The sequence below is a fragment of the Promicromonospora vindobonensis genome, assembly GCF_042685865.1.
Taxonomy (GTDB): Bacteria; Actinomycetota; Actinomycetes; order Actinomycetales; family Cellulomonadaceae; genus Promicromonospora; species Promicromonospora vindobonensis.
Genome location: NZ_JBHUOG010000002.1, coordinates 343,979 through 369,624 on the forward strand (window position 1 = coordinate 343,979; position 25,646 = coordinate 369,624).

The 25,646-nt window shown below is 72.8% G+C and carries 21 protein-coding genes; all 21 read left to right on the top strand.

Translation table 11 applies throughout. The annotated features are described in order from the left end of the window. Nucleotides 1-49: 49 nt before the first annotated feature. The 21 genes from uvrA (at nucleotide 50) to ACFS27_RS14895 (ending at nucleotide 25,629) form a co-directional block, all read left to right on the top strand. Nucleotides 50-2,995: an excinuclease ABC subunit UvrA gene (gene uvrA / locus ACFS27_RS14795; RefSeq protein ID WP_377184281.1), complete on the top strand. Its 2,946-nt coding sequence runs from the start codon at nucleotides 50-52 to the stop codon at nucleotides 2,993-2,995. Nucleotides 2,996-3,134: 139 nt separating this feature from the next. Beyond that, nucleotides 3,135-4,241, top strand: a complete 1,107-nt coding sequence (locus ACFS27_RS14800; RefSeq protein WP_377184283.1) for an acyltransferase family protein — start codon at nucleotides 3,135-3,137, stop codon at nucleotides 4,239-4,241. A gap of 17 nt (nucleotides 4,242-4,258) precedes the next feature. Beyond that, nucleotides 4,259-5,638 (top strand): sensor histidine kinase, encoded by a 1,380-nt coding sequence (locus tag ACFS27_RS14805; protein WP_377184285.1) that lies wholly within the window; start codon nucleotides 4,259-4,261, stop codon nucleotides 5,636-5,638. After that, nucleotides 5,635-6,300, top strand: coding sequence for a response regulator (locus ACFS27_RS14810; RefSeq protein ID WP_377184287.1), 666 nt, complete (start codon nucleotides 5,635-5,637; stop codon nucleotides 6,298-6,300). Before ACFS27_RS14805 ends, ACFS27_RS14810 begins: the two co-directional genes overlap by 4 nt. Before the next feature lie 41 nt (nucleotides 6,301-6,341). Next, nucleotides 6,342-6,827: an OsmC family protein gene (locus ACFS27_RS14815; protein ID WP_377184289.1), complete on the top strand. Its 486-nt coding sequence runs from the start codon at nucleotides 6,342-6,344 to the stop codon at nucleotides 6,825-6,827. Between the two features lie 72 nt (nucleotides 6,828-6,899). After that, on the top strand, nucleotides 6,900-8,846 hold the full coding sequence (gene uvrC, locus ACFS27_RS14820; RefSeq protein ID WP_377184291.1) for an excinuclease ABC subunit UvrC: 1,947 nt from the start codon (nucleotides 6,900-6,902) through the stop codon (nucleotides 8,844-8,846). A 19-nt stretch (nucleotides 8,847-8,865) separates the two neighbouring features. Further along, nucleotides 8,866-9,804, top strand: coding sequence for an RNase adapter RapZ (rapZ, locus tag ACFS27_RS14825; RefSeq protein ID WP_377184293.1), 939 nt, complete (start codon nucleotides 8,866-8,868; stop codon nucleotides 9,802-9,804). Next, nucleotides 9,801-10,811: a gluconeogenesis factor YvcK family protein gene (locus ACFS27_RS14830; RefSeq protein WP_377184295.1), complete on the top strand. Its 1,011-nt coding sequence runs from the start codon at nucleotides 9,801-9,803 to the stop codon at nucleotides 10,809-10,811. The genes rapZ and ACFS27_RS14830 overlap by 4 nt, the downstream gene beginning before the upstream one ends. 479 nt (nucleotides 10,812-11,290) lie before the next feature. Further along, nucleotides 11,291-12,964: an ABC transporter substrate-binding protein gene (locus ACFS27_RS14835; RefSeq protein WP_377184297.1), complete on the top strand. Its 1,674-nt coding sequence runs from the start codon at nucleotides 11,291-11,293 to the stop codon at nucleotides 12,962-12,964. Then, the gene (locus tag ACFS27_RS14840; protein ID WP_377184301.1) at nucleotides 12,964-13,965 is read left to right on the top strand and encodes an ABC transporter permease; all 1,002 of its coding nucleotides are present in this window, start codon (nucleotides 12,964-12,966) and stop codon (nucleotides 13,963-13,965) included. Before ACFS27_RS14835 ends, ACFS27_RS14840 begins: the two co-directional genes overlap by 1 nt. Next, entirely contained in the window at nucleotides 13,962-14,774 is an 813-nt protein-coding gene (locus tag ACFS27_RS14845) for an ABC transporter permease (protein ID WP_377184303.1), read from the top strand. The genes ACFS27_RS14840 and ACFS27_RS14845 overlap by 4 nt, the downstream gene beginning before the upstream one ends. After that, on the top strand, nucleotides 14,771-16,585 hold the full coding sequence (locus ACFS27_RS14850) for a dipeptide ABC transporter ATP-binding protein (RefSeq protein ID WP_377184305.1): 1,815 nt from the start codon (nucleotides 14,771-14,773) through the stop codon (nucleotides 16,583-16,585). Before ACFS27_RS14845 ends, ACFS27_RS14850 begins: the two co-directional genes overlap by 4 nt. Then, nucleotides 16,582-17,448 carry a DUF1684 domain-containing protein gene (locus ACFS27_RS14855; protein WP_377184307.1) on the top strand — a complete coding sequence of 289 codons (867 nt, stop codon included), beginning with the start codon at nucleotides 16,582-16,584 and terminating at the stop codon, nucleotides 17,446-17,448. Before ACFS27_RS14850 ends, ACFS27_RS14855 begins: the two co-directional genes overlap by 4 nt. Continuing rightward, entirely contained in the window at nucleotides 17,445-18,626 is a 1,182-nt protein-coding gene (locus ACFS27_RS14860) for an LLM class flavin-dependent oxidoreductase (protein WP_377184309.1), read from the top strand. The genes ACFS27_RS14855 and ACFS27_RS14860 overlap by 4 nt, the downstream gene beginning before the upstream one ends. 53 nt (nucleotides 18,627-18,679) lie before the next feature. Further along, nucleotides 18,680-19,792, top strand: a complete 1,113-nt coding sequence (locus ACFS27_RS14865; protein WP_377184311.1) for an LLM class flavin-dependent oxidoreductase — start codon at nucleotides 18,680-18,682, stop codon at nucleotides 19,790-19,792. Beyond that, the gene (locus ACFS27_RS14870) at nucleotides 19,789-20,367 is read left to right on the top strand and encodes an NADPH-dependent FMN reductase (protein ID WP_377184313.1); all 579 of its coding nucleotides are present in this window, start codon (nucleotides 19,789-19,791) and stop codon (nucleotides 20,365-20,367) included. The genes ACFS27_RS14865 and ACFS27_RS14870 overlap by 4 nt, the downstream gene beginning before the upstream one ends. After that, nucleotides 20,364-20,882, top strand: a complete 519-nt coding sequence (locus ACFS27_RS14875) for a flavin reductase family protein (RefSeq protein WP_377184315.1) — start codon at nucleotides 20,364-20,366, stop codon at nucleotides 20,880-20,882. The genes ACFS27_RS14870 and ACFS27_RS14875 overlap by 4 nt, the downstream gene beginning before the upstream one ends. 117 nt (nucleotides 20,883-20,999) lie before the next feature. Beyond that, nucleotides 21,000-21,902, top strand: a complete 903-nt coding sequence (locus ACFS27_RS14880) for a DUF1684 domain-containing protein (RefSeq protein ID WP_377184317.1) — start codon at nucleotides 21,000-21,002, stop codon at nucleotides 21,900-21,902. 134 nt (nucleotides 21,903-22,036) lie between these two features. Continuing rightward, nucleotides 22,037-23,017: a DNA-binding protein WhiA gene (gene whiA, locus ACFS27_RS14885; RefSeq protein WP_377184319.1), complete on the top strand. Its 981-nt coding sequence runs from the start codon at nucleotides 22,037-22,039 to the stop codon at nucleotides 23,015-23,017. Nucleotides 23,018-23,301: 284 nt separating this feature from the next. Next, nucleotides 23,302-24,306 carry a type I glyceraldehyde-3-phosphate dehydrogenase gene (gene gap, locus ACFS27_RS14890; protein WP_377184321.1) on the top strand — a complete coding sequence of 335 codons (1,005 nt, stop codon included), beginning with the start codon at nucleotides 23,302-23,304 and terminating at the stop codon, nucleotides 24,304-24,306. A 111-nt stretch (nucleotides 24,307-24,417) separates the two neighbouring features. Further along, complete coding sequence (locus ACFS27_RS14895) at nucleotides 24,418-25,629, top strand: phosphoglycerate kinase (protein WP_377184323.1); 1,212 nt, start codon at nucleotides 24,418-24,420, stop codon at nucleotides 25,627-25,629. Nucleotides 25,630-25,646 lie beyond the last annotated feature (17 nt).

Sequence of the window (25,646 nt, forward strand, 5' to 3'; positions counted from 1 at the left end):
TTCATAGAACAGGCGTGCGAATGTCAGTGAGGCGCCCTAGGATGCCTGTGTGAGCAATCGTCTCGTCGTCTCGGGAGCCCGAGAGCACAACCTCAAGAACGTCTCTCTGGACCTGCCCAGGGATCGGCTCATCGTCTTCACGGGGCTGTCGGGCTCCGGTAAGTCGTCGCTCGCGTTCGACACGATCTTCGCCGAGGGCCAGCGCCGGTACGTCGAGTCCCTGTCCGCGTACGCGCGCCAGTTCCTGGGCCAGATGGACAAGCCGGACGTCGACTTCATCGAGGGTCTGTCGCCGGCCGTGTCGATCGACCAGAAGTCGACCAACCGCAACCCACGCTCCACGGTGGGCACCATCACCGAGGTCTACGACTACCTGCGCCTGCTCTTCGCACGCGCGGGCACCCAGTACTGCCCGGTGTGCGGCGAGAAGGTGCAGTCGCAGACGCCGCAGCAGATCGTCGACCAGATCCTCGAGCTGCCGGAGAGCACGCGGTACCAGGTGCTGGCCCCCGTGGTGCGCGGCCGCAAGGGCGAGTACGCGGACCTGTTCAAGGAGCTGCAGGCCAAGGGCTTCTCGCGTGCCCGCGTCGACGGCGAGGTCGTGCAGCTCACCGACCCGCCCGCGCTGGAGAAGAAGCTCAAGCACGACATCGAGGTGGTCGTGGACCGGCTCGTGTCCCGCGAGGGCGTGCAGCGTCGGCTCACCGACTCCGTCGAGACCGCGCTCACCCTGGCGAACGGCCTGGTGATGGTCGAGCTGGTCGACGCGGACATCGACGACCTCGGCCGTACCCGCAAGTTCTCCGAGAAGCGGGCCTGCCCCAACGAGCACCCCCTCGCGCTCGACGAGATCGAGCCGCGGACCTTCTCGTTCAACGCGCCCTACGGCGCGTGCCCGGAGTGCACGGGCATCGGCTTCCGGCTGGAGGTCGACCCGGACCTCATCGTGCCGGACGACGAGCAGACGCTGCGCGGTGGCGCGGTCGCCCCGTGGTCGCAGACGTCGTCGGAGTACTTCGAGCGCGTGCTCACCGCGCTCGCCGACGAGATGAAGTTCTCCATGGACGTGCCGTGGCGGGCCCTGCCGGAGCGCGCCAAGGAAGCGATCCTGCACGGGCGCGACCACAAGGTGCACGTCAAGTACAAGAACCGGTGGGGTCGCGAGCGGCAGTACTCGACCGGGTTCGAGGGCGCCGTGACGTTCCTCGAGCGTCGGCACCGCGAGACGGACTCCGACTGGTCCAAGGAGAAGTACGAGGCCTACATGCGTGAGGTCCCGTGCCCCACGTGCGGCGGCGCACGGCTCAAGCCCGAGGTGCTCGCGGTCAAGGTGGGCGGGCTGTCCATCGCCGACGTGAGCCGGCTCCCGGTGGGCGAGGCCGCCGAGTTCCTCAAGGGGATCGAGCTCGGGGTCCGCGAGGCCCAGATCGCCACCGAGGTGCTCAAGGAGATCCATGCGCGCCTCGGCTTCCTGCTCGACGTCGGGCTGCACTACCTGACGCTGGAGCGTCCGGCGGGCACGCTCTCCGGCGGGGAGGCGCAGCGCATCCGGCTCGCCACCCAGATCGGCTCAGGGCTGGTCGGCGTGCTGTACGTGCTGGACGAGCCGTCGATCGGCCTGCACCAGCGGGACAACCGCCGCCTCATCGACACGCTCACCCGGCTGCGCGACCTCGGCAACACGCTGATCGTCGTCGAGCACGACGAGGACACGATCCGCGCGGCGGACTGGATCGTCGACATCGGTCCTGGTGCGGGCGAGCACGGCGGCGACGTCATCCACTCCGGTGACTATGCGGGCCTGCTGGAGAAGAAGGAATCCCTCACGGGCGCGTACCTGGCCGGGCGGCGCTCGATCCCGGTCCCGGCCGTGCGACGCCCGGTCGATCACGACCGGCAGGTCACGGTGGTGGGAGCGCGGGAGAACAACCTGCGTGACGTCGACGTGTCGTTCCCGCTCGGCGTGCTGACCGTCGTGTCGGGTGTGTCCGGCTCCGGCAAGTCCACGCTCGTGAACTCGATCCTCTACACGGTCATGGCGAACCAGCTCAACGGCGCCCGCCGGGTGGCCGGGCGGCACCGCCGTGTGACGGGCCTTGACGAGCTCGACAAGGTGGTCCACGTGGACCAGGGCCCGATCGGCCGCACACCGCGCTCGAACCCCGCCACGTACACCGGCGTCTGGGACCGCATCCGTAAGATCTTCGCGGAGACCGAGGAGGCCAAGGTCCGGGGCTACGGGCCCGGCCGGTTCTCGTTCAACGTCAAGGGCGGGCGCTGCGAGGCGTGCGCAGGCGACGGGACCATCAAGATCGAGATGAACTTCCTGCCGGACGTCTACGTGCCGTGCGAGGTCTGCCACGGGGCGCGGTACAACCGCGAGACGCTCGAGGTGCACTTCAAGGGCAAGACGGTTGCCGACGTGCTCGACATGCCGATCGAGGAGGCCGCGGAGTTCTTCAAGGCCTTCCCCGCGATCTCGCGGCACCTGTCCACGCTGGTCGACGTCGGTCTCGGGTACGTGCGACTCGGGCAGCCCGCGCCCACGCTCTCCGGTGGCGAGGCGCAGCGCGTCAAGCTGGCGGCGGAGCTGCAGAAGCGTTCGTCGGGACGCTCGGCCTACGTGCTGGACGAGCCGACCACCGGCCTGCATTTCGAGGACGTCAGGCGCCTGCTGGGCGTGCTGCAGTCGCTGGCCGACAAGGGCAACACCGTGATCGTGATCGAGCACAACCTCGACGTGATCAAGAACGCCGACTGGGTGATCGACATGGGCCCGGAGGGCGGGAGCGGCGGCGGTAACGTCGTGGCGCAGGGTACGCCGGAGGCGGTGGCGACCGTCCCGGAGAGCCACACCGGCACGTATCTCGCGGAGATCCTCGACGGGCACGCGCGGGCGGGCGAGGTGCCCGTGCTCTCGCCGGCGAACGGATCGCCGAAGCGTAAGCCGGCGGCCAAGCGGACCGCGAAGGCCAAGGCGGGCGCAACGGCCTGAGGCGCGTCGTGTGCGCGAGCCGGCCGGCGTGCGGGCCGATCGGTGGGCCGGACGCCCACCGATCGGCTGACGGGTCTCCACCGATCGGTGGGCCAGGCGGCTGATCCACTGGGCCTCGTCCAGGACGACGCTGGGGTGCATGAGTACACCGGCCGCGCCCCGCCTGGCGTATGTGGACAACCTCCGTCTCTGGCTGACCGTCCTCGTGGTGCTGCACCACGCGGCCGTCGTCTACAGCCCGCTACCCGTATGGCCGTATCACGAGCCGGACAACGGTCCGACCTCGAGCCTGCTCCTCCTGTTCCTCGTCCTGAACCAGCTGTGGTTCATGAGCGCGTTCTTCGCGATCTCGGGCCTGTTCGCACCCGGTTCGATCGACCGCAAGGGCCCACGCGCGTTCGCCCTGGACCGGCTGCGCCGTCTGGGGATCCCGTTGCTGGTCTTCCTGGTCGTGCTGAACCCGCTGATGAACCTGCACGACTACCCGCCGGCCGGCGCCGGGACGTCACCGCTGCGATGGTGGATGGACACGGCGACCCCGCAGTACATGTGGTTCGTCGAGACCCTCCTGGTCATGTCTCTGGTCCACGCCGGGTGGCGGTACCTGCGTCGTGGCCGGCCCGCTGCCCCCGTCGTCGGGCAGGGCCTGCCCCGGCCGAGCACGGTCCTTGGTTTCGCGACGGGCCTGACCGTGGCGGTGTGGCTGTGGCGGATCCTGGTGCCGACCGAGACCACCTGGCCCGTCGTCGGCCTGCCGACGCCCGACCATCTGCCGCTGTACGTGGCGTTCTTCTGGCTCGGCACGCTGGCGTTGCGCCGGGGCTGGCTGGACGCGCTCACCGCGCGGGCTGCCCGGAGGGGCGGGGCCGCGGCGCTGGCCGGTGCGACGGTGTACATGGCGGTGGTGATCACGTCTCCGGACACCTTCGCAGGCGGAGGGTCGTGGCAGTCGCTGGTGGCTGCCGCTGCGACGGTCGCGACGGCGCTCGGGCTCACCACCGCCGCGCTCGTCCTGTTCCGCACCTGGTTCGCGGTGCAGGGGCCACCGCTGCGCTTCCTGGCCGACAACGCCTACGCCGTGTACTTCGCCCACGGGCCGGTGCTCGTCCTGCTCGCCCTGGTGCTCGCCCCGATCGAGGCGCCCGCCGTCGCGAAGTTTGCCCTGCTGGCCGTCACGGCGCTCCCCGTGTGCTGGGCCGTCGCCCGAGGGGTGCGCGCGATCCCTGGCGCCAGGCGGGTGTTCTGAGCCCGCAGCCTGTCACGATGTACCTGGACGAGAGGCAGGGGGCTCCGGTGGCCGACGACGCGACACCCAGACGCTGGTCCGTACGCCAGTGGCGCGCCGACCTGCGCGGACCGGACATCTGGCTGCGGTTCGAGGCGTTCCTGGTCGCCCTGCCCTGGATCCTGCTCCTCGTCCCCGTGCTCCTCAGCCTCGTCGTGCCGGGCCCAGGAACCTACGGCCCGGCGGAGCGGATCGTCCAGCTCGCGCTCGTCGCGCTCGCCGGCGGGTGGATCTACGTCGGCCATACCCGGCACGATCCGCTCGCCCGCGGCCGGGTGGTGACCGTCGTCTACCTGGCGGGTCTGCTGACCCTCGCCGCGGTGCTCGCCATGCAGGACGACTACTTCGTGATCTTCGTGATCGCCGGGTTCTTCCACGCCTACTACCTGGCCCACCACCCGCGCTCGTGGACAGCGGTCACCGCGGGAGTGCTCGCCACGTCGCTGGTCATCAACCTCGTGACCATCAACCCGGAACCGACGCTCCGGTCGATCGGGATGATCGTCCTGATCGTCGTCGTGCAGACCGTCGCGATCTCCGGCGGTTACGTGCTCTCGGTCAGGGGCATGGAGCAGCAGCGCGAGCAGCAGCGCGCGGTCACGCGCCTGGAGCTGGCCCTCGCCGAGAACGAGTCGCTGCACACCCGGCTCGTCGACCGGGCGCGCGAGGCGGGCGTCGCGGACGAGCGGCGTCGCCTGGCCGGCGAGATCCACGACACGCTGGCACAGGGCCTGACCGGCATCGTCACCCAGGTGCAGGCCGCACAGCGGGTGTGGCACGACCCGGACCGGGCGCGTCCGCACGTCGACCGGGCGCTCGACCTGGCACGGGACTCGCTGGCCGAGGCGCGCCGCTCCGTTCGCTCCATGCACCCCGGCGAGCTGGTGAGCTCCCGGCTCCCGGAGGCGCTGGCCGACCTGACCCGGCGCTGGGCCGCGGACCACGGCGTGCTCTGCTCCTGCGACATCACCGGCGAGGCGGTGCCGCTGCCGCCCGCCACGGAGGTCGCGCTGTTCCGCGCTGCCCAGGAGTCCCTGACCAACGTCGCCCGGCACGCGGCCGCCGGCCGGGTCGGGGTGACCCTCAGCTACCTGGACGACACGGTCCTGCTGGACGTCCGGGACGACGGCTCGGGCTTCGTGCCGGACGCGACCACACCGACGTTCGGCCTGACGGCGATGCGGGAGCGGCTCGCTGGCGTCGGCGGCACCCTCGTCGTGGAGAGCACCCCCGGCGAGGGCGCAGCGATCAGCGCGAGCGTCCCGGTCGGCAAGGCCGCCGTGGCAGGTGCCGCGGTCCGGTCCGGCGCCCCGGGCTCCGGGGACACCGCAGGGACAACCGGGCGGGGACGCGCATGAACGCACCGGACGGCTCCGCCGTCGAGCACCCGATCCGGCTCCTGATCGCCGACGACCATCCGGTGGTCCGCAACGGGTTGCGCGGGGCGTTCGCCGACGACCCCGGCATCACCGTGGTCGGCGAGGTGCCCGACGGGCGCCAGGCCGTCGCCCGGGCGGTGCGCGGCGACGTCGACGTGGTGCTGATGGACCTCCGGATGCCGGTGCTCGACGGTGTCGAGGCGACGGCGGAGCTGCGCGAGCGCGCACCGGACGTGCGGGTCCTGGTCCTGACGACGTTCGACGGCGAGGCGGACGTGCTGGCTGCCGTCGCTGCGGGGGCGACGGGATACCTCCTCAAGGACGCGGGCACCGACGAGCTGGCAGCCGCCGTCCGTGCGGCACGCCGCGGCGAGGCGGTCCTTGCCCCCGCGGCGGCGGGCCACCTCATGGGCCAGGTACGCCGTCCGGCACCCGCGCTCCTCACGACGCGCGAGCTGGAGGTGCTCGCCCTGGTCGCCGACGGCGCGTCCAACCGCGAGGCCGCCCGCCGCCTGTTCATCAGCGAGGCCAGCATCAAGACGCACCTCCTGCACGTCTACGGGAAGCTCGCGGTGCGCGACCGCGCTGCCGCCGTCGGCGAGGCGTACCGGCGAGGGCTCCTCCCCGCCACGCCGCCCTGAGCGGCGGTGTGATCCCGGCCACCAGCCGCTACGCTGACCCCATGAGCGGAGCCACGCATGACTACGCCGTGACGGTGCGGTGGACGGGCGCAGGGGACACGGGTACGTCGTCGTACGCCGCGTTCTCCCGGGACCACGAGGTCGACCTGCCGCACAAGCCGCCCCTGCTCGGGTCGTCCGACCCAGCCTTCCGCGGAGACCCGGCGCGGAACAGCCCGGAAGAGCTGTTCGTCGCGAGCCTGAGCCAGTGCCACATGCTGTGGTTCCTGCACCTGGCGGCGGAGTCGGGTCTGGTCGTGCGCGAGTACCAGGACTCGGCGACCGGCACCATGCGGGTCGAGGCGCGTGGCGAAGGCGCGTTCACCGACGTGACGCTGCACCCGAAGATCGTGGCCGACGCGGGCGAGCTCGCCACCGACGAGCATGTCGCCGCCCTGCACCACAAGGCGCACGCGATGTGCTTCATCGCGCGGTCGGTGAACTTCCCCGTGCACTGGTCGCCGGCGCCCCTGTCCATCTCGGTCTGACACCCCGCGACGGCCCCGGCCGGTCGTGCGTCGCCGGTCCCACGTGTCAGTGGCAGCGCATAGGTTTGGGGCATGGCGGATCCAGCTACCTATCGACCAAAGGCGGGAGAGATCCCGACCGCGCCCGGTGTCTACCGGTTCCGCGACGAGCACGGCCGCGTCATCTACGTGGGCAAGGCGAAGAACCTGCGCCAGCGTCTGGCGAACTACTTCCAGGACGTAGCGCACCTGCACGAGCGCACCCGGCGGATGGTGACCACGGCGGCGTCCGTCGAGTGGACGGTGGTGGGCACGGAGGTCGAGGCGCTCGCGCTCGAGTTCACCTGGATCCAGCAGTACGACCCGCGGTTCAACGTCAAGTACCGGGACGACAAGTCGTACCCGTACCTCGCCGTGACCCTGGGGGAGGAGGTCCCTCGGGCCCAGGTCATGCGCGGGGCCAAGCGCAAGGGCACCCGCTACTTCGGCCCGTACGGGCACGCGTGGGCCATCCGCGAGACGCTGGACCTCTTGCTGCGCGTGTTCCCGATCCGCACGTGCTCGGCCGGCGTCTACAAGCGCGCGGGCCAGTCGGGCCGTCCGTGCCTGCTCGGGTACATCGACAAGTGCTCGGCGCCGTGCGTCGGCCGCATCAGCGTCGACGACCACCGGGCCCTGGTCCTCGACTTCTGCGACTTCATGGCCGGCGACACCGCGAAGTTCGAGCGCCGCCTCACCCAGCGCATGCGCGAGGCGGCCGCCGAGATGGAGTACGAGCAGGCGGCCCGCCTGCGTGACGACATCGAGGCGCTGCGACGCGCCACGGAGAAGAACGCCGTTGTGCTCGGCGACGCCACCGACGCCGACGTGTTCGCCCTGGTGGGCGACGAGCTCGAGGCGGCGGTCCAGGTGTTCCACGTGCGCGGCGGACGCATCCGCGGCCAGCGCGGCTGGGTCGTCGAGAAGGTCGAGGACATCACCGACGGCGAGCTCGTGGAGCACCTGCTGCAGCAGGTGTACGGGGCGGCGGAGGAGGCGACCGGGCTGGAGGCGCGGGACGCGGTGCCCCGCGAGGTCCTGGTGCCGGTGCTGCCGCCCGACCTGGAGCAGGTCAGCACCTGGCTCACCGGGCTCCGTGGCGCCCGGGTCGACGTGCGCGTGCCCCAGCGCGGCGACAAGAAGGAGCTCGCGGCCACCGTCCGGAAGAACGCCGAGCACGCGCTCATGGTGCACCGCACCCGCCGCGCCGGCGACCTGACGACCCGCAGCCAGGCCCTGGCGGAGATCCAGGAGGCGCTCGACCTGGAGTCCGCGCCCCTGCGTATCGAGTGCTACGACATCTCGCACACGCAGGGCACCTACCAGTCGGCGTCGATGGTCGTCTTCGAGGACGGGCTGCCCCGCAAGAGCGAGTACCGCTCGTTCGGCATCCGCGGCTCGGACGGCGACGGCGCCCGCGACGACACCCAGGCCATGCACGAGGTCATCACCCGCCGCTTCAAGCGCTACCTCGCCGACCGGCTCAGGTCCAACGACGTCGAGATGGCCGCTGAGCTGTCCGGCGGCGAGGTGGACGCCGACGCGCCGGGGGAGAAGCCGCGGTTCGCCTACCCGCCCAGCCTGGTGGTGGTCGACGGCGGCCCGCCCCAGGTCGCCGCGGCGAAGAAGGCGATGGACGAGCTCGGCATCACCGACGTCGCGCTGTGCGGCCTGGCCAAGCGCCTGGAGGAGGTCTGGGTGCCGGGGGAGGACTACCCGGTGATCCTGCAGCGGTCCAGCGAGGGCCTGTACCTGCTGCAGCGCGTCCGCGACGAGGCGCACCGGTTCGCGATCACCCAGCACCGCAGGCGGCGCAGCAAGGGCATGACAGCCTCCGTGCTCGACGACGTCCCGGGGCTCGGTCCGGCTCGCCGCAAGATGCTGCTGACCCACTTCGGCTCGGTCAAGCGGCTCAAGGCCGCTAGCGTCGAGGAGATCGCCAGCGTGCGCGGCATGGGGGACAAGACGGCGGAGGCGGTGGTGGCCGCCCTCAAGGGCTGACGCTGGCATGCTTGGCTCCATGAGCAACACCGAGCCGTCACCCACCACCGCGCCCGACGGGATCGCCGAGGTCGAGGCCGCCACGCACAGCCCCGAGCGCAGCGAGCCGCAGGTCCTGGTGATCACCGGAATGTCGGGCGCCGGCCGGTCGCGAGCCGCGGCCGTGCTGGAAGACCTCGACTGGTACGTGGTCGACAACCTGCCCCCGATGATGCTCGTGCCCCTGGTCGACCTCATGGCCAAGGGGTCGAGCATCGAGCGGGTCGCGGTCGTCGTGGACGTACGCGGCCGGGAGTTCTTCGCGGAGCTGGACAAGGTGCTCGTGCACATGACGGAGGCCGGTGTGGCCTACCGGATCCTGTTCCTCGACGCGAGCGACGAGGTCCTGGTGCGCCGCTTCGAGCAGGTGCGCCGCCCGCACCCGCTGCAGGGCGACGGCCGGATCCTCGACGGCATCGCGGAGGAGCGGTCGGTGGTCGCCACGCTGGCCGCGCGCGCCGACCTGCGCGTCGACACCTCCGACCTGTCCGTGCACGACCTCGCCCGGGAGATCAGGGGGTGGCTCGCGCACGACATCAACGAGGTGCTGCGGGTCAACGTCATCTCCTTCGGGTTCAAGTACGGCATACCCCTGGACGCGGACCACGTGGTGGACGTACGGTTCCTGGCCAACCCGTACTGGATCACCGAGCTCCGGCACCTGACGGGTCGCGACCAGCCGGTTCGCGACTACGTGCTCGCGCGCCCGGGAGCCGTCGAGTTCATCGACCGCTACGTCGATGCCCTGGCGCCGGTGCTCGCCGGCTACCTCAACGAGGAGAAGCGTTACGTGACCATCGCCGTGGGATGCACGGGCGGAAAGCACCGGTCCGTCGCCATCTCGGAAGCCATCGCCGAACGGCTCCGCGCCCGTGGCCAGCTCGTCTCCGTCTCGGCACGGGACCTGGGCCGCGAATGATCCCGCACGCCCCGGGAGCGCCCGACGTCCCAGCACCGGAGTGGAGCAAGAACCCTTCGGTCGTCGCCCTCGGCGGCGGTCACGGGCTGTCCGCCAGCCTGTCCGCGCTGCGTCTCATGTCGGACCGCCTGACGGCCGTCGTGACGGTGGCCGACGACGGCGGCTCGTCCGGGCGCCTGCGCGAGGAGCTCGACGTGCTGCCTCCCGGCGACCTCCGGATGGCGCTCGCGGCCCTGTGCGACGACTCCGAGTGGGGCCGCACCTGGAGCGCGATGCTGCAGCACCGCTTCTCCTCGTCGGGCGAGCTGGACAACCACGCCATGGGCAACCTGCTGATCGTGGCGCTCTGGGAGCTGCTCGGTGACGAGGTGGAGGGCCTGGACTGGGTAGGCCGCCTGCTCGGCGCCAGGGGCCGCGTGCTGCCCATGGCGTCGGTCCCGCTCGTGGTTGAGGCGGACGTCCGGCACCCCGCCACGGCGGGCGATCCCGAGCCGGCGCTCGAGACCGTGGTCGGGCAGAGCAAGGTGGCCGTCACCGAAGGCCGGATCGAGCAGCTCCGCCTGCTCCCGGCCGACCCGCCCGCCTCTCCAGAGGCGGTGCAGGCGGTGCTCGACGCCGACTGGGTGGTCCTCGGCCCGGGGTCCTGGTACTCCTCGGTGCTCGTGCACCTGCTGGTGCCGGAGCTCGCCGACGCGCTGCACACCACCAAGGCGCGACGCTGCGTGACGCTCAACCTGTCGGCGGAGAACGGCGAGACCGAGGGCCTCACCGCCGTCGACCACCTGGAGGCCCTGCACAAGCACGCGCCGGGACTGCGGATCGACGCCGTGCTGGCCGACCCGTCCGCCGTGGAGGACGTCGCGGCGCTGGAGGCCGCCGCAGCGTCCATGGGCGCACGCGTGATCATGCGCCAGGTCCGGCGCGGTGACGACACCGCGAAGCACGACGGGCTGCGCCTGGCCGCCGCCTACCGCGACGTGTTCGAGGGCGTCTACGGCGACGTCTGATCCTGCCGGTCACCCCTGCAGGTCGCCCCGACCGGCCCTGCCGACCCGGCTCGGCCGTCCGGCATGCGAGACCTTTCCCGAGCACCGTTGACATGCCCTGCGGGCCGACGTAACTTCGCACCTATCGAATCCCGATCAAACTGATAGGGAATTCGAATCGGAGGGAGACCGGCATGGCACGAGCAACGAACGGCACGGTGCACATCGCGCACGTCCGCTCCATGTGTCCTGTCCACGAGTGTTGCCCCGGCTGTCGCTGACCGCACCCAGGTAGGACCCAGCAGCGCCCCCACACCGCACGGCCCTCGCGGCCTGTCCTCGTCGTGCCCCCTCCGGGCCGGCGACGCCGCGCTCTGCCATCTGGCCTCGCGCCGTCCGGCCTGCCCGCCGGACCCCCCAGCACCCCACGTCACCGCCGGTGACGGACCTGCGCACACCGTCGCGCAGGTCTGCTTCGCCATGCCCCGAGAGGACGCCTCATGGTCCGGACCCGCCACCACCGCCCAGCACCGAACCCGAAAGCGCAGCGCCCCGCCCGCCCGGCCCGCACCGCCCCAGCTCTCGCGGCGGCGGCCCTTGCCGCTGCGGCGCTGCTCGCCGCCTGCGCCGGTCCCGGCACCGCGTCAGGGACGGGTCCCACCGAACCCGCGTCGGGCGGCACGCTCCGGTTCGCGCTCGGGGCGGCGCCCCAGGGCGTCGACCCGCAGCAGGTCGGTACCAACGTCAGCATCTACGTCGCCCGCCAGCTCGCGGACTCGCTCACCGACCAGGACCCCGAAACGGGCGAGATCGAACCGTGGCTCGCCGAGAGCTGGGACGTCAGCGCGGACCTGACCCGCTTCACGTTCCGCCTGCGCGACGGCGTGACGTTCTCCGACGGCAGCCCGCTCACGGCCGACGACGTGCGGGCCAGCCTCGACGCCGTGGCGGGTGATCTCGGGGCGACGGCGCCGCTCGCCGCGAGCTACCTCGCCGGCTACGAGAAGACCGAGGTGCCCGACGAGCGCACCGCCACCGTGGTCTTCGACGAGCCGAACGCGCAGTTCCTCCAGGCGACGTCGACGGTGTCGCTCGCGATCCTCTCCGCGGAGACCGCGCGGACCGACCCCGCAGAGCGGCTGCAGGGCGGCATCGTCGGCTCGGGGCCGTTCGTGCTCGAGAGCTACACGCAGGACCAGGGTGCCGTCGTCACCCGGCGCGAGGGCTACGACTGGGCGCCGGCGTCGGCGGAGCACGAGGGTGCGGCCTATCTCGACCGCATCGAGTTCTCGGTGGTCCCTGAGTCCGGCGTCCGGTCCGGCGGCCTCGCGTCGGACCAGTTCGACGCCGTCGGCGACGTGCTGCCGCAGGACGTGCCGCAGGTCGAGGGCTCCGGTGGCGAGGTGCTGACCCGCGCCAACCCGGGCGTGCCGTTCGTGCTCCAGCCCAACGTCACCCGCCCGCCCCTTGACGACCCGGACGTGCGGCACGCGCTCCTGCTCGCGATCGACCGCCAGGAGCTGGTCGACACCGTCCTCTCCGACGCGTTCGAGCCCGCCACCAGCGTGCTCGCCTCCACCACGCCCGGCTACGCCGACCTGTCCGACCGGCTCGCCTTCGATCCCGCAGAGGCGGGGGCGGTCCTCGACGCCGCGGGGTGGCTGCCGGGCCCGGACGGTATACGCGGAAAGGACGGCGAGCCGCTGGCGATCGAGGTGACGTACACGCCGGTGTTCACCGGCAGCACGGCGGTGCTGGAGCTGGCCGCCCAGCAGCTGCGCGCCGTGGGCGTCGAGCTGACGCTGCGCCAGCTCACGGCCGCCGAGCAGTCCACAGCCCAGGACTCCGGCGACTACGACCTGTACTACTACAACGTCACGCGGGCCGACGCCGACATCCTGCGCACCCAGTTCGCCACCGCCCAGCGCAACCTCAGCCTGCGCGAGCCCGACGACGTCGTCGACCCGCTGCTCGACGACCAGCTCGGCGAGGCCGACCCGGCCGCCCGTGACGCGCTCGTCGCGGACGCCCAGGAGGAGATCCTCGACCAGGGGCTCGCCGTCCCGCTGTTCGAGCTCGCCCAGTCGATAGGGGTCGGCGGACACGTGCACGGCGTGGCCTTCGACGCCTCCTCGCGCCTGCTGTTCCACGACGCCTGGATCGAGCAGGGCTGATGCTCGTCCACGTCCTGCGCCGGGTGGCCGGCGCCGTCGCGGTCCTCTGGGCGGCGTTCACCGTGTCGTTCCTCGTCCTGTACCTGCTGCCCAGCGACCCCGTGGCGATCATGCTCGACCAGGGCGCAGGAGGCGAGCGCGTGGACCCCGCACGTGTCGCCGAGCTGCGCGAGCGCTACGGGTTCGACCAGGGCCCGCTCCAGCAGTACCTGACCGTGCTCGGACGCACCCTCACCGGCGACCTCGGCACCTCCATCAGCAGCGGCGCGCCCGTCACCGGCCTCATCGCCGACGCGTTCCCGGAGACGGCGAAGCTCGCAGGCCTCGCGCTCGTGCTCGGCCTCGCGGGCGGGGTCGGGATCGCGACGCTGGCGTCCTGGACCCGGGCCGCCTGGCTGCGCGGCCTGCTGCTGTCGCTGCCGCCGCTCGGCGTCGCGGTGCCCGGGTTCTGGGTGGGCCTCGTGCTGCTCCACCTCTTCTCGTTCACCTGGTTCGTCTTCCCGGCGGTCGGCAACGAGGGCTTCGCCTCCCTGGTCCTACCCGCTGTGACGCTCGCGGTAGGGCTCGCCGCCGTCGTCGCGCAGATGCTGTCCCAGGGGCTGCGCGAGGCCTGGCGAGCGCCCTACGTCGAGACCGCGTTCGCCAAGGGCGCCGGCCGCGCCCGGGTGCTCGGCGCCCACGTGGCGCGCAACGGGTCCCTGCCGACCGTCACGGTGCTCGGGGTACTGGTGGGCAACCTGCTCGGCGGCACCGTCGTGGTCGAGACGGTGTTCTCCCGCCAGGGGTTCGGCCGGCTCGTCGAGAACGCCGTCACCACGCAGGACATCCCGGTGGTCCAGGGCCTCGTGGTCGTCGCCGCAGCGGTCTTCGTCGCCACCAGCCTCCTGGTCGACCTCGCCCACCCCCTCCTCGACCCCAGAGCGCTGAGCGCCCCGCACGCCGGCCGTGGCACCCGCTCCGGCACCGCTCCTGGTGCGCTCGCAGGGGAGGGCACGCGATGACCGGCATCCTGACCCGTCCCGGCCCGCTGCTCGCGCTCGCGGTCGTGGCCCTTGTGCTCGTCTGGGCCCTCGCACCCGGGCTGTTCACCAGCCACGACCCCGTCACCGGCGTCCCCGCCGACAAGCTCCTCCCGCCGGACGGCGCGCACTGGTTCGGCACCGACCACCTCGGACGCGACCTGTTCGCCCGCACCGTGCACGGCACGAGCCTGTCCGTACGCGCCGCGCTGATCGCGATCGGCGTCGCGCTCGTCGCCGGGTCCGGCCTCGGCCTCGTCGCGGGCTCCGCCGGGGGCGCGGTCGACGAGGTACTCATGCGCGCCACCGACGTGCTGCTCGCCATCCCCGGCCTGCTGCTGTCGCTCGCCGTCGTCACCGCGCTGGGCTTCGGGACCGTGAAGGTGGCGATCGCCGTGGGGATCGCGTCCGTCGCGACGTTCGCCCGCGTCATGCGCAGCCAGGTGCTCCGCGTCCGGCACGCCACCTACGTCGAGGCGGCGCGGCTGGCCGGCGCGGGCCGGACCGCCGTGGTGCTGCGGCACGTGCTGCCGAACGCGGCGGGACCGGTGCTGGCGCTCGCGGCCGTCGAGCTGGGCGCGGTGATCCTCGCGGTCTCCGCCCTCAGCTTCCTCGGGTACGGCGCCACGCCGCCCACCCCCGAGTGGGGCTCGCTCGTGGCGGAGGGCCGCGACTATCTCGCCGTCGCCTGGTGGTACTCGACGCTGCCGGGTCTCGTCATCGTCCTGTTCGTGCTCGCGGTCGGCGCGCTCGGCCGGGCACTCACCCGCGACGGAAGGACCGACCGATGACGTTCACGACAGGGGCCCGCACGACAGAGCCTCGCGCGACAGGGGTCGGCGCTGCGCACGCGCCGGAGACACCGACCGCACCGGTCCCGGCGGGCGCGCCCACGCCGTCGGGCGCCCTGCTGCGCGTGCGCGGCCTGCGCGTCGCCTACGGCGGCCGGGAGGTGGTGCACGGCGTGGACCTGGACGTGCGGCCGGGGGAGGTGGTCGCCCTGGTGGGCGAGTCCGGGAGCGGTAAGTCCACCACCGCGCACGCCCTGATCGGCCTGCTGCCCGACGGCGGCAGGGTCACCTCTGGCGAGGTGGTTCTCGGTACCGAGCCGCTCACGGGGCTGCTCAGCGGGCTCCAGCCGAACGCCTGGCGCCGCGTCCGGGGCGTGCGGGTGGGGCTCGTGCCGCAGGACCCGGGGACCGCGCTGAACCCTGTGGAGCGCGTGGGGGAGCAGGTCGCGGAGGCGCTCGTGGTGCACGGCACGCCGCGCCGCGCCGCGCGGGAGAGAGCTGTCAAGATCCTGCGCGACGTCGGGCTCGACCGGCCGGCGCAGCGGGCGCGGCAGTACCCGCACCAGCTGTCGGGCGGGATGCGGCAGCGCGTGCTGGTGGGCATCGCCATGGCGTGCGAGCCGGAGCTGGTGATCGCCGACGAGCCGACGTCGGCCCTCGACGTGACGGTGCAGCGGCGGGTCCTCGACCTGCTGGCCGACCTGACGTCCCGTGCGGGGACCGCGGTGCTGCTCATCACCCACGACCTCGCGGTGGCCGCCGACCGGGCCGACCGGGTGGTGGTGCTCAGGGACGGCGTCGTGGTCGAGGAAGGGCCGGCCGGGCGCGTGCTCGGCGCGCCGGAGCACCCGTACACGCGGGAGCTGGTCGCCGCCGTGCCCGGCCAAAATACTGTGCCAAGCGCGTCGAACGCACCCGCTGCGGCAGGAACAGCAGCGTCGGGCACCCCCGCCACGAGCGGGATGCCGGCCAGGAGCGGGACGTCGGCCACGAGCAGGGCCGCCGCCGAGCCGCCGGTGCCGCGACCCGTCGTCCTGGCTGCCCGCGGGCTCGTCAAGGAGTTCCGGCTGGGCCGCCGCGACCGGTTCCGCGCCGTCGACGACGTGTCGTTCACCGTGCCGCAAGGTTCGGCGTTCGCGCTGGTGGGGGAGTCGGGCTCGGGAAAGTCGACGACGGCGCGGCTCGTGCTCGGCCTGGAACGGCCGGACGCGGGCACGGTCGAGCTGGACGGCGCCCCCGTGGGCGGCGACCGGGCCACCCGGCGGCGCACCCAGCTGGTGCACCAGGACCCGTACTCGTCGTTGGACCCGCGGTTCACGGTGGCCGCCGTCGTGGCGGAGCCGCTGCGCGCGCACCGGGTCGGGAACCGCGCGGAGCGCCGCGACCGGGCGGCGCAGCTCCTCGAAGACGTGAGCCTCTCGCCGGACCTGGCCCGACGCCGGCCCGCCGAGCTCTCGGGAGGGCAGCGCCAGCGGGTGGCGATCGCGCGGGCGCTGGCGCCCGACCCGGACGTCCTGGTGCTCGACGAGCCGACGTCAGCGCTCGACGTCTCCGTGCAGGCCCGGGTGCTGGACCTGCTGGCCCGCCTGCGAGCGGAGCGCGGCCTGACCTACCTGTTCATCTCGCACGACCTGGCGGTCGTCCGGCAGGTCGCCGACCACGTCGGCGTGCTGAACGCCGGGCGGCTGGTCGAGACCGGGCCCGTCGGGCAGGTCTTCGACCGCCCGGCCCACCCGTACACCGCCGAGCTGATCGCGGCGATCCCCGGTGCCCGCACCCGCAGGCACCCCGACCGGAAGGACCTGACATGACCGAGACACCGACGACAGCGAGGGGCACGGCGAGCTCGGGCACCCCCGACGCCGCGGCCCGGGAGCACGCCGCCTGGCGCGCCGCCCGCGAGCGCGACCTGCGCACCCCGCACGGCTGGCTGAGCCTCACGGCCCTGCTGTGGCCCTCGTCGACGCCGCAGCGACTGCCGGGGGTGCCCGGCGAGTGGTGGGTCGCCGACCGCACGCTGTTCACCCGGCCTGCGCCCGGGGACGTCGCGGTTCTGGTCGGCGAGCACGTGGAGCCGGAGGGTCCCACGGCGATCGGGGTCCGCGAGGGGCGCAGCCGCATCCTCGGCACCTTCCTGCCGCAGGGGCGGGACGACGCCGACGACGAGCACGAGGTCGCGGTCGAGGTGGTGCTGCGCACCGGTCGGTACGCCCTTCGCCTGCGTGATCCCCAGGCCGCCACGCGCACGGCCTTCGCAGGCGTCCCCACGTTCGACCACGACCCGGACTGGGTGCTGGACGTGCCGGTGCGCTGGTACGACGAGCCCGAACCGGTGACGGTCGGCGCGGCCCGGCCCCGCCTCGTGCACCACGTCGAGGTGCTCGGCGAGGTCGACGTCGTCCGCGACGGGACGGTCACCACCCTGGCACTGACCGGCAGCCTCATCGAGCCGGCCCTGCTGTTCACCGACGAGACCGACGACGTGGCGCCGTGGCGTCTCGTGCGCGCCACGCCGCCGGGCCCGGGGCCCGCGACGTCGAGCACGCTACGGCTCGACCTGAACCGCGCGGAGAACCTGCCGTACGCGTTCACCGACTTCGGCACGTGCCCAGCCCCGCCGGCGGGCAACCACCTGCCGTTCGCCGTGCCGGCGGGCGAGAAGGCCCCCCGATGACGGCGCGGCGGGTACCGCTGTCCGTCCTCGACCTCGCCCTGGTCGCCGACGGGTCCACCGGCATCGGGGCGATCCAGCGCGCCGTGGCGCTCGCTGTCGACCTGGACGCGCTGGGGTACCACCGCGTCTGGTACGCCGAGCACCACCTGGCGCCCGGCGTCGCGGCTGCGTCACCCGCTGTCCTCGCGGCCGCCGTCGCCGCCCGCACCACGCGCATCCGGGTCGGCTCCGGCGCGGTGCTGCTGTCCACGACGTCACCCCTGATCGCCGCCGAGCAGTTCGGCACCATCGCCGCCCTGCACCCTGGGCGCGTCGACCTCGGGCTCGGGCGCGCCTTCACGGTGCCGCCGGACCAGCCGGACGCTGGGCCGGACGCGGTGACCCCACGCCCCGCCAGGCCGCCCGCCCCCGCGGTCCCACGGCTCGTCGACGGCCTGTACGTGCCGCCCGCACCGCCGAACGGGCCGGGCGGCCCGGCACTGCGCGAACGGCTCCTGGTCCAGCAGGAGGTGATCGGCGCGCACCGGAAGCCCGCGAGCTTCCGTGAGGAGGTCGAGCTCGTGCTCTCGCTGCAACGGGGCACGTACCGCGACCGCACCGGCCGCGCCCACACGAGCCCGCCCGTCGAGGGCGCAGCGCTGGACCTGTGGCTGCTCGCCTCCAGCGGCGGCGAGAGCGCCACGGTGGCCGGCGAGCTCGGGCTTCCGCTCGCGGCCAACTTCCACGTCAGCCCCGCCACGGTCCTTGACACGGTCGCGGCCTACCGGGCCGCGTTCCGGCCCGGGGTGCTGGCCGAGCCCTACGTGGCCGTGTCGGCCGACGTGCTCGTCGCCAGGACGCCCGAACGGGCACGCCTGCTCGCCGAGCCGTTCGCCGACTGGGTGCTGTCCATCCGCCGCGGTGAGGGCGGCGCCATGGCCTACCCGTCACCGTCGGCGGCCACCGCGTGGACCGACCGGCCCGACGCCGAGCGCGCGCTGGTGGCCGACCGCGTCGACACCCGGATCGTCGGCGACCCGGCCACCGTCGTCGAGCGCCTCGACACGCTCGTCCGCGTGACCGGCGCGGACGAGCTGCTCGTGACCACGGCCACCCACGACCCCGCCGAGACGCGCCGCTCGTTCGAGCTGCTCGCCGACGCATGGGGTGTCACCGGCCGGATCGCCGGCGCGGCCTGACCTGCCCACCCTCGCAGCCCTGTACCCAACCCCGTATCCCAAGGAGAACCACCATGCCCGTCGAGTTCCTCGGCATCGCCACGACCAACGACGCCTCCGAGACCAGCGAGCGCACCACGCGGCCCGTCGACCCCGACTACCTGGTCCGCATCGCACGCGCCCACCAGGACAACGGCTGGACCCGCGTCCTGTTCGCCTACGGCTCGTCCGGCCCGGAGCCGGCGGCGCTCGCTGCGCACGTGGCCGTGCACGTGCCGGCCATCGAGCTGCTGCTGGCGCACCGGCCCAACGTGTCGTACCCGACGTACGCGGCCAAGACGTTCGCGACCCTTGACCAGCTCTCCGGTGGCCGGCTGTCGGTGCACTTCATCTCGGGCGGCAACGACCACGAGCAGGGCAGGGAGGGCGACACCCTCACGAAGGACCAGCGGTACGCCCGCACCCGGGAGTACATCCAGATCGTGAAGCGGGCGTGGACCAGCGCCGAGCCGTTCGACCACCACGGCGAGTTCTACGACCTCGACGACTTCGTCCTCGACGCCAAGCCGTACGAAGGGCACGTGCCCACCGTCTCGTTCGGCGGCTCGTCGGACGCCGCCTACCCGGTCGGCGCGGCCGAGGCGGACATCTACGCCGTCTGGGGCGAACCCCTCGTCCGCACCGCCGAGCAGATCGCCCGCGTCCACGCAGAGGCGCAGGCGGCGGGCCGCGCCACGCCCCCGCGGATCCATGCCGCGTTCCGGCCGATCATCGCGCCGACGGAGAAGCTTGCCTGGGAGAAGGCGTACGACGTCCTTGGCCGGATCGAGGCCCGGAAGGCGGCGCAGGGCGGCGTCCTGAGCAGGCGCCACCCGATCGACAAGCCCGAGAACGCGGGCTCGCAGCGTCTGCTGGAGATCGCGGCCCAGGGCGAGCGGTTCGACACGGCGCTCTGGACCGCCACCGCGAAGGCGACCGGCGGCGCAGGGAACTCCAACGCGCTGGTCGGCACGCCCGAACAGGTCGCCGAAGCGCTGCTCGCCTACTACGACCTGGGCGTCCGGGTCATCTCCGCGCGCGGCTACGACCTGCTCGACGACGCCATCGACTTCGGCCGGTACGTCATCCCGCTGGTCAAGGAGGGCGTCGCCCAGCGCGACCGCGAGGCGGAGCGGGTGGCGGCATGACGGCCGCCACCGGCTCGGCCGGCCGCCGGGACCAGGACCGGCGGCCGGGCGAGGGCGGCCTGGTGGTCCTCAGCGGCAATCCCCGGCCCGGCTCACGCACCCTGGGGGTGGCCGAGGCCGTCGCGCACCGGCTGGCGGGCGCGCTCGGCCTGCACCCGGCGGAGCCGGTCGACCTGGCGCTGCTCGCCCCGACGGTGCTGACCGGGTCGGCGGCCGTGACCGCCGCCAGGGACCGGGTGGCGGCGGCGCGGCTCGTGGTGGTGGCGACGCCTGTCTACAAGGCGTCGTACACCGGCCTGCTCAAGGCGTTCCTCGACGGGTACGGCCCGGACGCGCTCGCCGACGTCGTCGCCGTGCCCGTCGTGGTCTCCGCGAGCGCCGCGCACGCGTCGGCGGGCGAGGTGCACCTGCGGCCGGTGCTGACCGATCTCGGGGCCGTGGTGCCGACGCGGACGTTCGCGGTGACCGAGGACCGGCTCGCCGAGGTCGGGCCGCTGCTCGATACGTGGGCGGAGCGCTGGACGGCGACGCTCGGCAGGGCAGTGCCCGCAGCGCCGGCGGAGGTGGCCTCGTGACCGCCGAGCTGACCGACCTGACGGTGCTGAGCGGCCCCGGTGTGGGCTCCGACGAGTTCAAGGCGGTCTTCCGGCGGCACCCGGCCGGGGTGGCGGTGGTCGCGCTGGCGGACGGCGGACGGCTGGTGGGGTTCACCGCGACGTCGGTCATCTCGGTGTCGGCCGCGCCGCCGTCGCTGGCGTTCTCGCTGGCGACCTCGTCCTCGTCGTGGCCGGCCCTTGCGCGGGCCCGCACGGTGGCGATCAGCTTTCTCGCGGCGGGGCAGTCGGACGTCTCGGCACGGTTCGCGACGAGCGGGATCGACCGGTTCGCCGCGGGCGGCTGGGTGCGGCTGCCGACGGGCGAGCCGGTGATCGAGGGGGCGGTGGCCTGGCTGCGGGGACGGGTGGTGCAGCGGACGCCGGTGGGGGACAGCCACCTGGTGGCGGTGCGGGCGCTGTCCGGTGCCGTGGCCTCCGGTGCACCCCCGCTGGTCTATCACGACCGCGCGTACCGCCGGCTGGACGGGCCGTGAGGCAGCGCCGGCGGAAACTTCACCCGTGGCGTGCCACAACGAATCGGGGTCCCGGGCCGTCCTATAGCGGTGGGGCAATCGCCGCTGCAGCCGGCACCCCGGACGAGAGGACATGAGATGACCGAGGCTCCGCACACCGCGACGGCCGGCACGACCACCATCGAGGCCGACGGGGCTCCGGCGCACGTCGCGTGGCGCGCCGCGCGCGAGCGTGAGGTGCGTGAGCCCCACGGGCCGCTGAGTCCGGTCGCGCTGTACTGGCCGACGTCGCAGCCGCGGCGGCTGTCCGGGCTCCCCGGTGAGTGGTGGGTTGCGGACGGGACGTTGTTCACCCAGCCCGCGCAGGGGGACACGACGGTGCTGGCCGGCGACCGGGTCGAGCCGGAGGGGCCGACGGCGGTCGCCGTCCGCGAGGGGCGTGGCCGGGTCGTCGGCACGTTCGTGCCGGAGGGCCGGGCCGCGGCGGGTGCGCCCGACGAGCACGAGGTGGCGGTGGAGGTGGTGCTGCGCACGGGCCGCTACGGGGTCCGGCCGCGCGACCCGCAGGCCGTCACCCGCACCGGGACCGATAGCGTGCCGGCGTTCGACTACGATCCCGCCTGGGTGCTGGACGTCCCCGTGCGCTGGTACGACGAGCCCGAGCAGGTCACGGTCGGCTCGGCGCGCCCGGGTCTGGTGCACCACGTGGAGGTGCTCGGTGAGATCGACGTGGTGATCGGCGGGCGCGTCGCCAGCCTCGCGCTCACCGGCACGCTGACGTCGCCCGTCGTCGTGTTCAGTGACGAGGCGGACGACGTCGCGCCGTGGCGCGTGCTCCGGGTCACGGCTCCCGGCGAGCCGGACGGTACCGTCGGCGAGACGACCGACGCGTCCGTCGCGGCGTCGGGCACGCTGCGCCTGGACCTGAACCGGGCGGTGAACCTGCCGTACGCGTTCACGGACTTCGGGACGAGCGCCGCACCGCTGGCGGGCAACCACCTGCCGTTCGCCGTGACGGCAGGGGAGAAGGCGCCGCGATGAGGCGCTTTTCCGCGGGCCACGGGCGGTCGTGACCAGGGTTGTCCGCACCCGACAGGCGACACGCCGGGACAATTCGCCCGAGCATCCGCGATTCCACCCGTATGGTCCGCGCGTGACCATGGCAGTATGACGCCATGGCGCTCACGGGACAGGTCAAGGAGGAGCTCGCGCGGGTGCGGGTGGCGAAGACGTCCTGCCGTAAGGCAGAGGTCTCCGCGACACTGCGGTTCTCGGGCGGGCTCCACATCATCTCCGGTCGGGTAGTGATCGAGGCGGAGCTCGACACCGAGGCGGCGGCGACCCGGCTGCGACATGCCATCCACGACCTGTACGGGCACACGAGCGAGCTCATCGTGGTCCAGGCGGGCGGGCTGCGGAAGAGCTCGCGGTTCGTGGTGCGGGTGGTGCGCGAGGGGGAGTCGCTCGCCCGCCAGACCGGCCTCCTGGACCCACGGGGCCGCCCTGTGCGCGGCCTGGCGCCCGAGGTGGTGTCAGCGGGCGTGCAGGAGGCCGAGGCGGTGTGGCGCGGTGCGTTCCTTGCGCACGGCTCCCTGACGGAACCGGGCCGGTCCATGGCGCTCGAGGTGACCAGCCCCGGCCCGGAGGCGGCGCTCGCGCTGGTCGGTGCGGCCCGCCGCCTCGGGGTGGCGGCCAAGTCCCGCGAGGTGCGCGGCATCGACCGGGTGGTGATCCGCGACGGTGACTCCATCGGGCGCATGCTGGAACGGATCGGCGCGCCCGAGACGCTCAAGGTCTGGGAGGAGCGCAGGGAGCGCCGCGAGGTGCGGGGTACCGCGAACCGCCTCGCGAACTTCGACGACGCGAACCTGCGCAGGTCTGCCCGGGCTGCCGTGGCGGCGGGTGCGCGCGTGCAGCGGGCCTTCGAGATCCTGGGCGACGAGCTGCCCGACCACCTGCGCCAGGCGGGCGAGCTGCGCCTCGCGCACAAGCAGGCGTCGCTCGAGGAGCTGGGCCGCCTGGCCGAGCCGCAGCTGTCCAAGGACGCCGTGGCGGGCCGCATCCGCCGCCTGCTGTCGACGGCGGACAAGCGCGCCCTCGAGCTCGGCATCCCCGACACCGAGGCCGGGCTGCCGGCCGACCTGCTCGACCTCTGACATGCGCGGCGAGGCCCGGGTCGCGAGATCCGGGTTGTGAGAACGAACAGAACCGTGAGTTCCATGCTGTCCGGCTCGGGTCACGGTTCGGCAGTGATCGGGTATAGGCTCGAAATCGTCAGGTGACGACGCCGTGACCATCGCGTTTCCCGTACGGGTCGTCGCGAGGTCGCGGCGCGCGGACTACCCGGCAACGCACTGTGCCGTCGACCATCGACGCCAGTGGCGACAGATACAAGGAAACGTGTGCGCCGGGACGGCCGGCGCCCCCTGAGGAGGGCATTGTGACCATCCGCGTCGGCATCAACGGCTTCGGCCGTATCGGCAGGAACTTCTACCGGGCTCTCGTCGAGTCGGGTGCAGACATCGAGGTCGTGGGTGTCAACGACCTGACCGACAACAAGACTCTCGCGCACCTGCTCAAGTACGACACGGTGCTGGGCCGCCTCGGCAAGACCGTCGACTTCGACGACGAGAACATCATCGTGGACGGCAAGAAGATCCGCGCGCTCGCCGAGCGCGACCCCGCGAACCTCCCCTGGGGCGAGCTGGGCGCGGACATCGTCATCGAGTCCACGGGCTTCTTCACGGACGCCAGCAAGGCGAAGGCGCACATCGACGCCGGCGCCAAGAAGGTCATCATCTCGGCCCCGGCCAAGAACGAGGACGCCACCTTCGTGATGGGCGTCAACAACGAGCTGTACGACCCGGCCGTGCACAACATCATCTCGAACGCGTCGTGCACCACGAACTGCCTGGCCCCGCTGGCCAAGGCTCTGAACGACTCGATCGGCATCGAGCGTGGCCTCATGACCACGATCCACGCCTACACGGGTGACCAGAACCTGCAGGACGGCCCGCACAAGGACCTGCGCCGCGCCCGTGCGGCCGCGCAGAACATCGTCCCCACCACGACGGGTGCCGCCAAGGCCGTCGCGCTGGTGCTGCCGGAGCTCAAGGGCAAGCTGGACGGCTACGCGCTGCGCGTCCCGGTCATCACCGGCTCGGCAACGGACCTCACCTTCGAGGCACCGCGCGAGGTGACGGTCGACGAGGTCAACGCCGCCGTCAAGGCCGCCGCCGAGGGCCCGCTCAAGGGCGTCCTGGAGTACGTGACGGACGAGATCGTCTCCTCGGACATCGTGACGAACCCGCACCAGAGCATCTTCGACTCGCAGCTCACCAAGGTGATCGGCAACCAGGTCAAGGTCGTCGCCTGGTACGACAACGAGTGGGGCTACTCGAACAGCCTCGTGAACCTCACCGTGTTCGTCGGCGAGAAGCTCTGACGGCTTTTCTCCCAGCGTGATCCTCGACGTCCGCGTGCGCATCGGCCAGCCGGCGCACGCGGACGTCGTCATGTCACGGAACCTGCCGGTACCTCGATCTGGAGTGCTCCTATGAAGACCATCGACTCCCTCGGCGACCTGCGCGGCAAGCGCGTCCTGGTCCGCTCAGACTTCAACGTGCCCTTGTCCGAGGAGGACGGCACGACTGTCATTACCGACGACGGCCGCATCCGCGCGGCCCTGCCGACGCTGAAGCGGCTGACCGACGCCGGCGCGCGCGTCGTCGTGATGGCGCACCTCGGCCGCCCCAAGGGCACACCGGACCCCCAGTTCTCCCTCGCGCCCGTCGCGGCCCGCCTGGGTGAGCTGCTGGGCCAGGACGTGCCGCTCGCCGTGGACCTCGTCGGTCCGTCGGCGAAGGAGACGGTCGACGCACTGGCCGACGGTCAGGTCGCCCTGCTGGAGAACGTCCGCTTCGACGCGCGCGAGACCTCGAAGGTCGACGCGGAGCGGGCGGAGCTCGCCGGCGAGCTGGCGCAGCTCGCCGACGCGTTCGTCTCGGACGGCTTCGGTGTCGTGCACCGCAAGCAGGCGTCGGTGTACGACGTCGCGCAGGTGCTGCCCGCTGCTGCAGGTGACCTGGTCCTGAACGAGGTCGAGTCCCTGTCCAAGGCGACCGGCGACCCCGAGCGCCCCTACGCCGTCGTGCTCGGCGGGTCCAAGGTGTCCGACAAGCTGGGCGTCATCGCGAACCTGCTGACCAAGGCGGACCGCCTGCTCATCGGCGGCGGCATGGTCTTCACGTTCCTCAAGGCCCAGGGCCACTCCGTCGGCAGCTCGCTGCTCGAGGACGACCAGGTGGAGACCGTCAAGGGCTACATCGAGTCGGCGAAGGAGAACGGCGTCGAGATCGTGCTGCCCGCCGACATCGTCGCGGCGGACTCGTTCGCGGCCGACTCGCCCCACCAGGTCGTGGCCGCCGACTCGATCCCTGACAGCACCATGGGCCTCGACATCGGCCCGGAGTCGGGCAAGCTGTTCGCCGAGAAGCTGGCCGACGCGAAGACCATCGCCTGGAACGGCCCCATGGGGGTCTTCGAGTTCGAGGCGTTCGCAGCGGGCACCACGACCGTGGCGCAGGGCATCATCGACGCGACGTCGGACGGTGCGTTCTCCATCGTGGGCGGCGGCGACTCGGCAGCGGCCGTGCGCGCGCTCGGCTTCGACGAGGCAGGGTTCAGCCACATCTCGACCGGCGGCGGCGCGAGCCTCGAGCTGCTGGAGGGCAAGGAGCTCCCCGGCCTCACCGTCCTCGCCGACTGAGCCGAAGGTGCAGCGAC

Bases quoted from the DNA above. Each gene is read 5' to 3' on its own strand.
- ACFS27_RS14800 (WP_377184283.1), top strand. From the start codon at position 3,135: ATGAGTACACCGGCCGCGCCCCGCCTGGCGTATGTGGACAACCTCCGT.
- ACFS27_RS14805 (WP_377184285.1), top strand. From the start codon at position 4,259: ATGTACCTGGACGAGAGGCAGGGGGCTCCGGTGGCCGACGACGCGACA.
- ACFS27_RS14810 (WP_377184287.1), top strand. From the start codon at position 5,635: ATGAACGCACCGGACGGCTCCGCCGTCGAGCACCCGATCCGGCTCCTG.
- ACFS27_RS14815 (WP_377184289.1), top strand. From the start codon at position 6,342: ATGAGCGGAGCCACGCATGACTACGCCGTGACGGTGCGGTGGACGGGC.
- uvrC (WP_377184291.1), top strand. From the start codon at position 6,900: ATGGCGGATCCAGCTACCTATCGACCAAAGGCGGGAGAGATCCCGACC.
- rapZ (WP_377184293.1), top strand. From the start codon at position 8,866: ATGAGCAACACCGAGCCGTCACCCACCACCGCGCCCGACGGGATCGCC.
- ACFS27_RS14830 (WP_377184295.1), top strand. From the start codon at position 9,801: ATGATCCCGCACGCCCCGGGAGCGCCCGACGTCCCAGCACCGGAGTGG.
- ACFS27_RS14835 (WP_377184297.1), top strand. From the start codon at position 11,291: ATGGTCCGGACCCGCCACCACCGCCCAGCACCGAACCCGAAAGCGCAG.
- ACFS27_RS14840 (WP_377184301.1), top strand. From the start codon at position 12,964: ATGCTCGTCCACGTCCTGCGCCGGGTGGCCGGCGCCGTCGCGGTCCTC.
- ACFS27_RS14845 (WP_377184303.1), top strand. From the start codon at position 13,962: ATGACCGGCATCCTGACCCGTCCCGGCCCGCTGCTCGCGCTCGCGGTC.
- ACFS27_RS14850 (WP_377184305.1), top strand. From the start codon at position 14,771: ATGACGTTCACGACAGGGGCCCGCACGACAGAGCCTCGCGCGACAGGG.
- ACFS27_RS14855 (WP_377184307.1), top strand. From the start codon at position 16,582: ATGACCGAGACACCGACGACAGCGAGGGGCACGGCGAGCTCGGGCACC.
- ACFS27_RS14860 (WP_377184309.1), top strand. From the start codon at position 17,445: ATGACGGCGCGGCGGGTACCGCTGTCCGTCCTCGACCTCGCCCTGGTC.
- ACFS27_RS14865 (WP_377184311.1), top strand. From the start codon at position 18,680: ATGCCCGTCGAGTTCCTCGGCATCGCCACGACCAACGACGCCTCCGAG.
- ACFS27_RS14870 (WP_377184313.1), top strand. From the start codon at position 19,789: ATGACGGCCGCCACCGGCTCGGCCGGCCGCCGGGACCAGGACCGGCGG.
- ACFS27_RS14880 (WP_377184317.1), top strand. From the start codon at position 21,000: ATGACCGAGGCTCCGCACACCGCGACGGCCGGCACGACCACCATCGAG.
- whiA (WP_377184319.1), top strand. From the start codon at position 22,037: ATGGCGCTCACGGGACAGGTCAAGGAGGAGCTCGCGCGGGTGCGGGTG.
- ACFS27_RS14895 (WP_377184323.1), top strand. From the start codon at position 24,418: ATGAAGACCATCGACTCCCTCGGCGACCTGCGCGGCAAGCGCGTCCTG.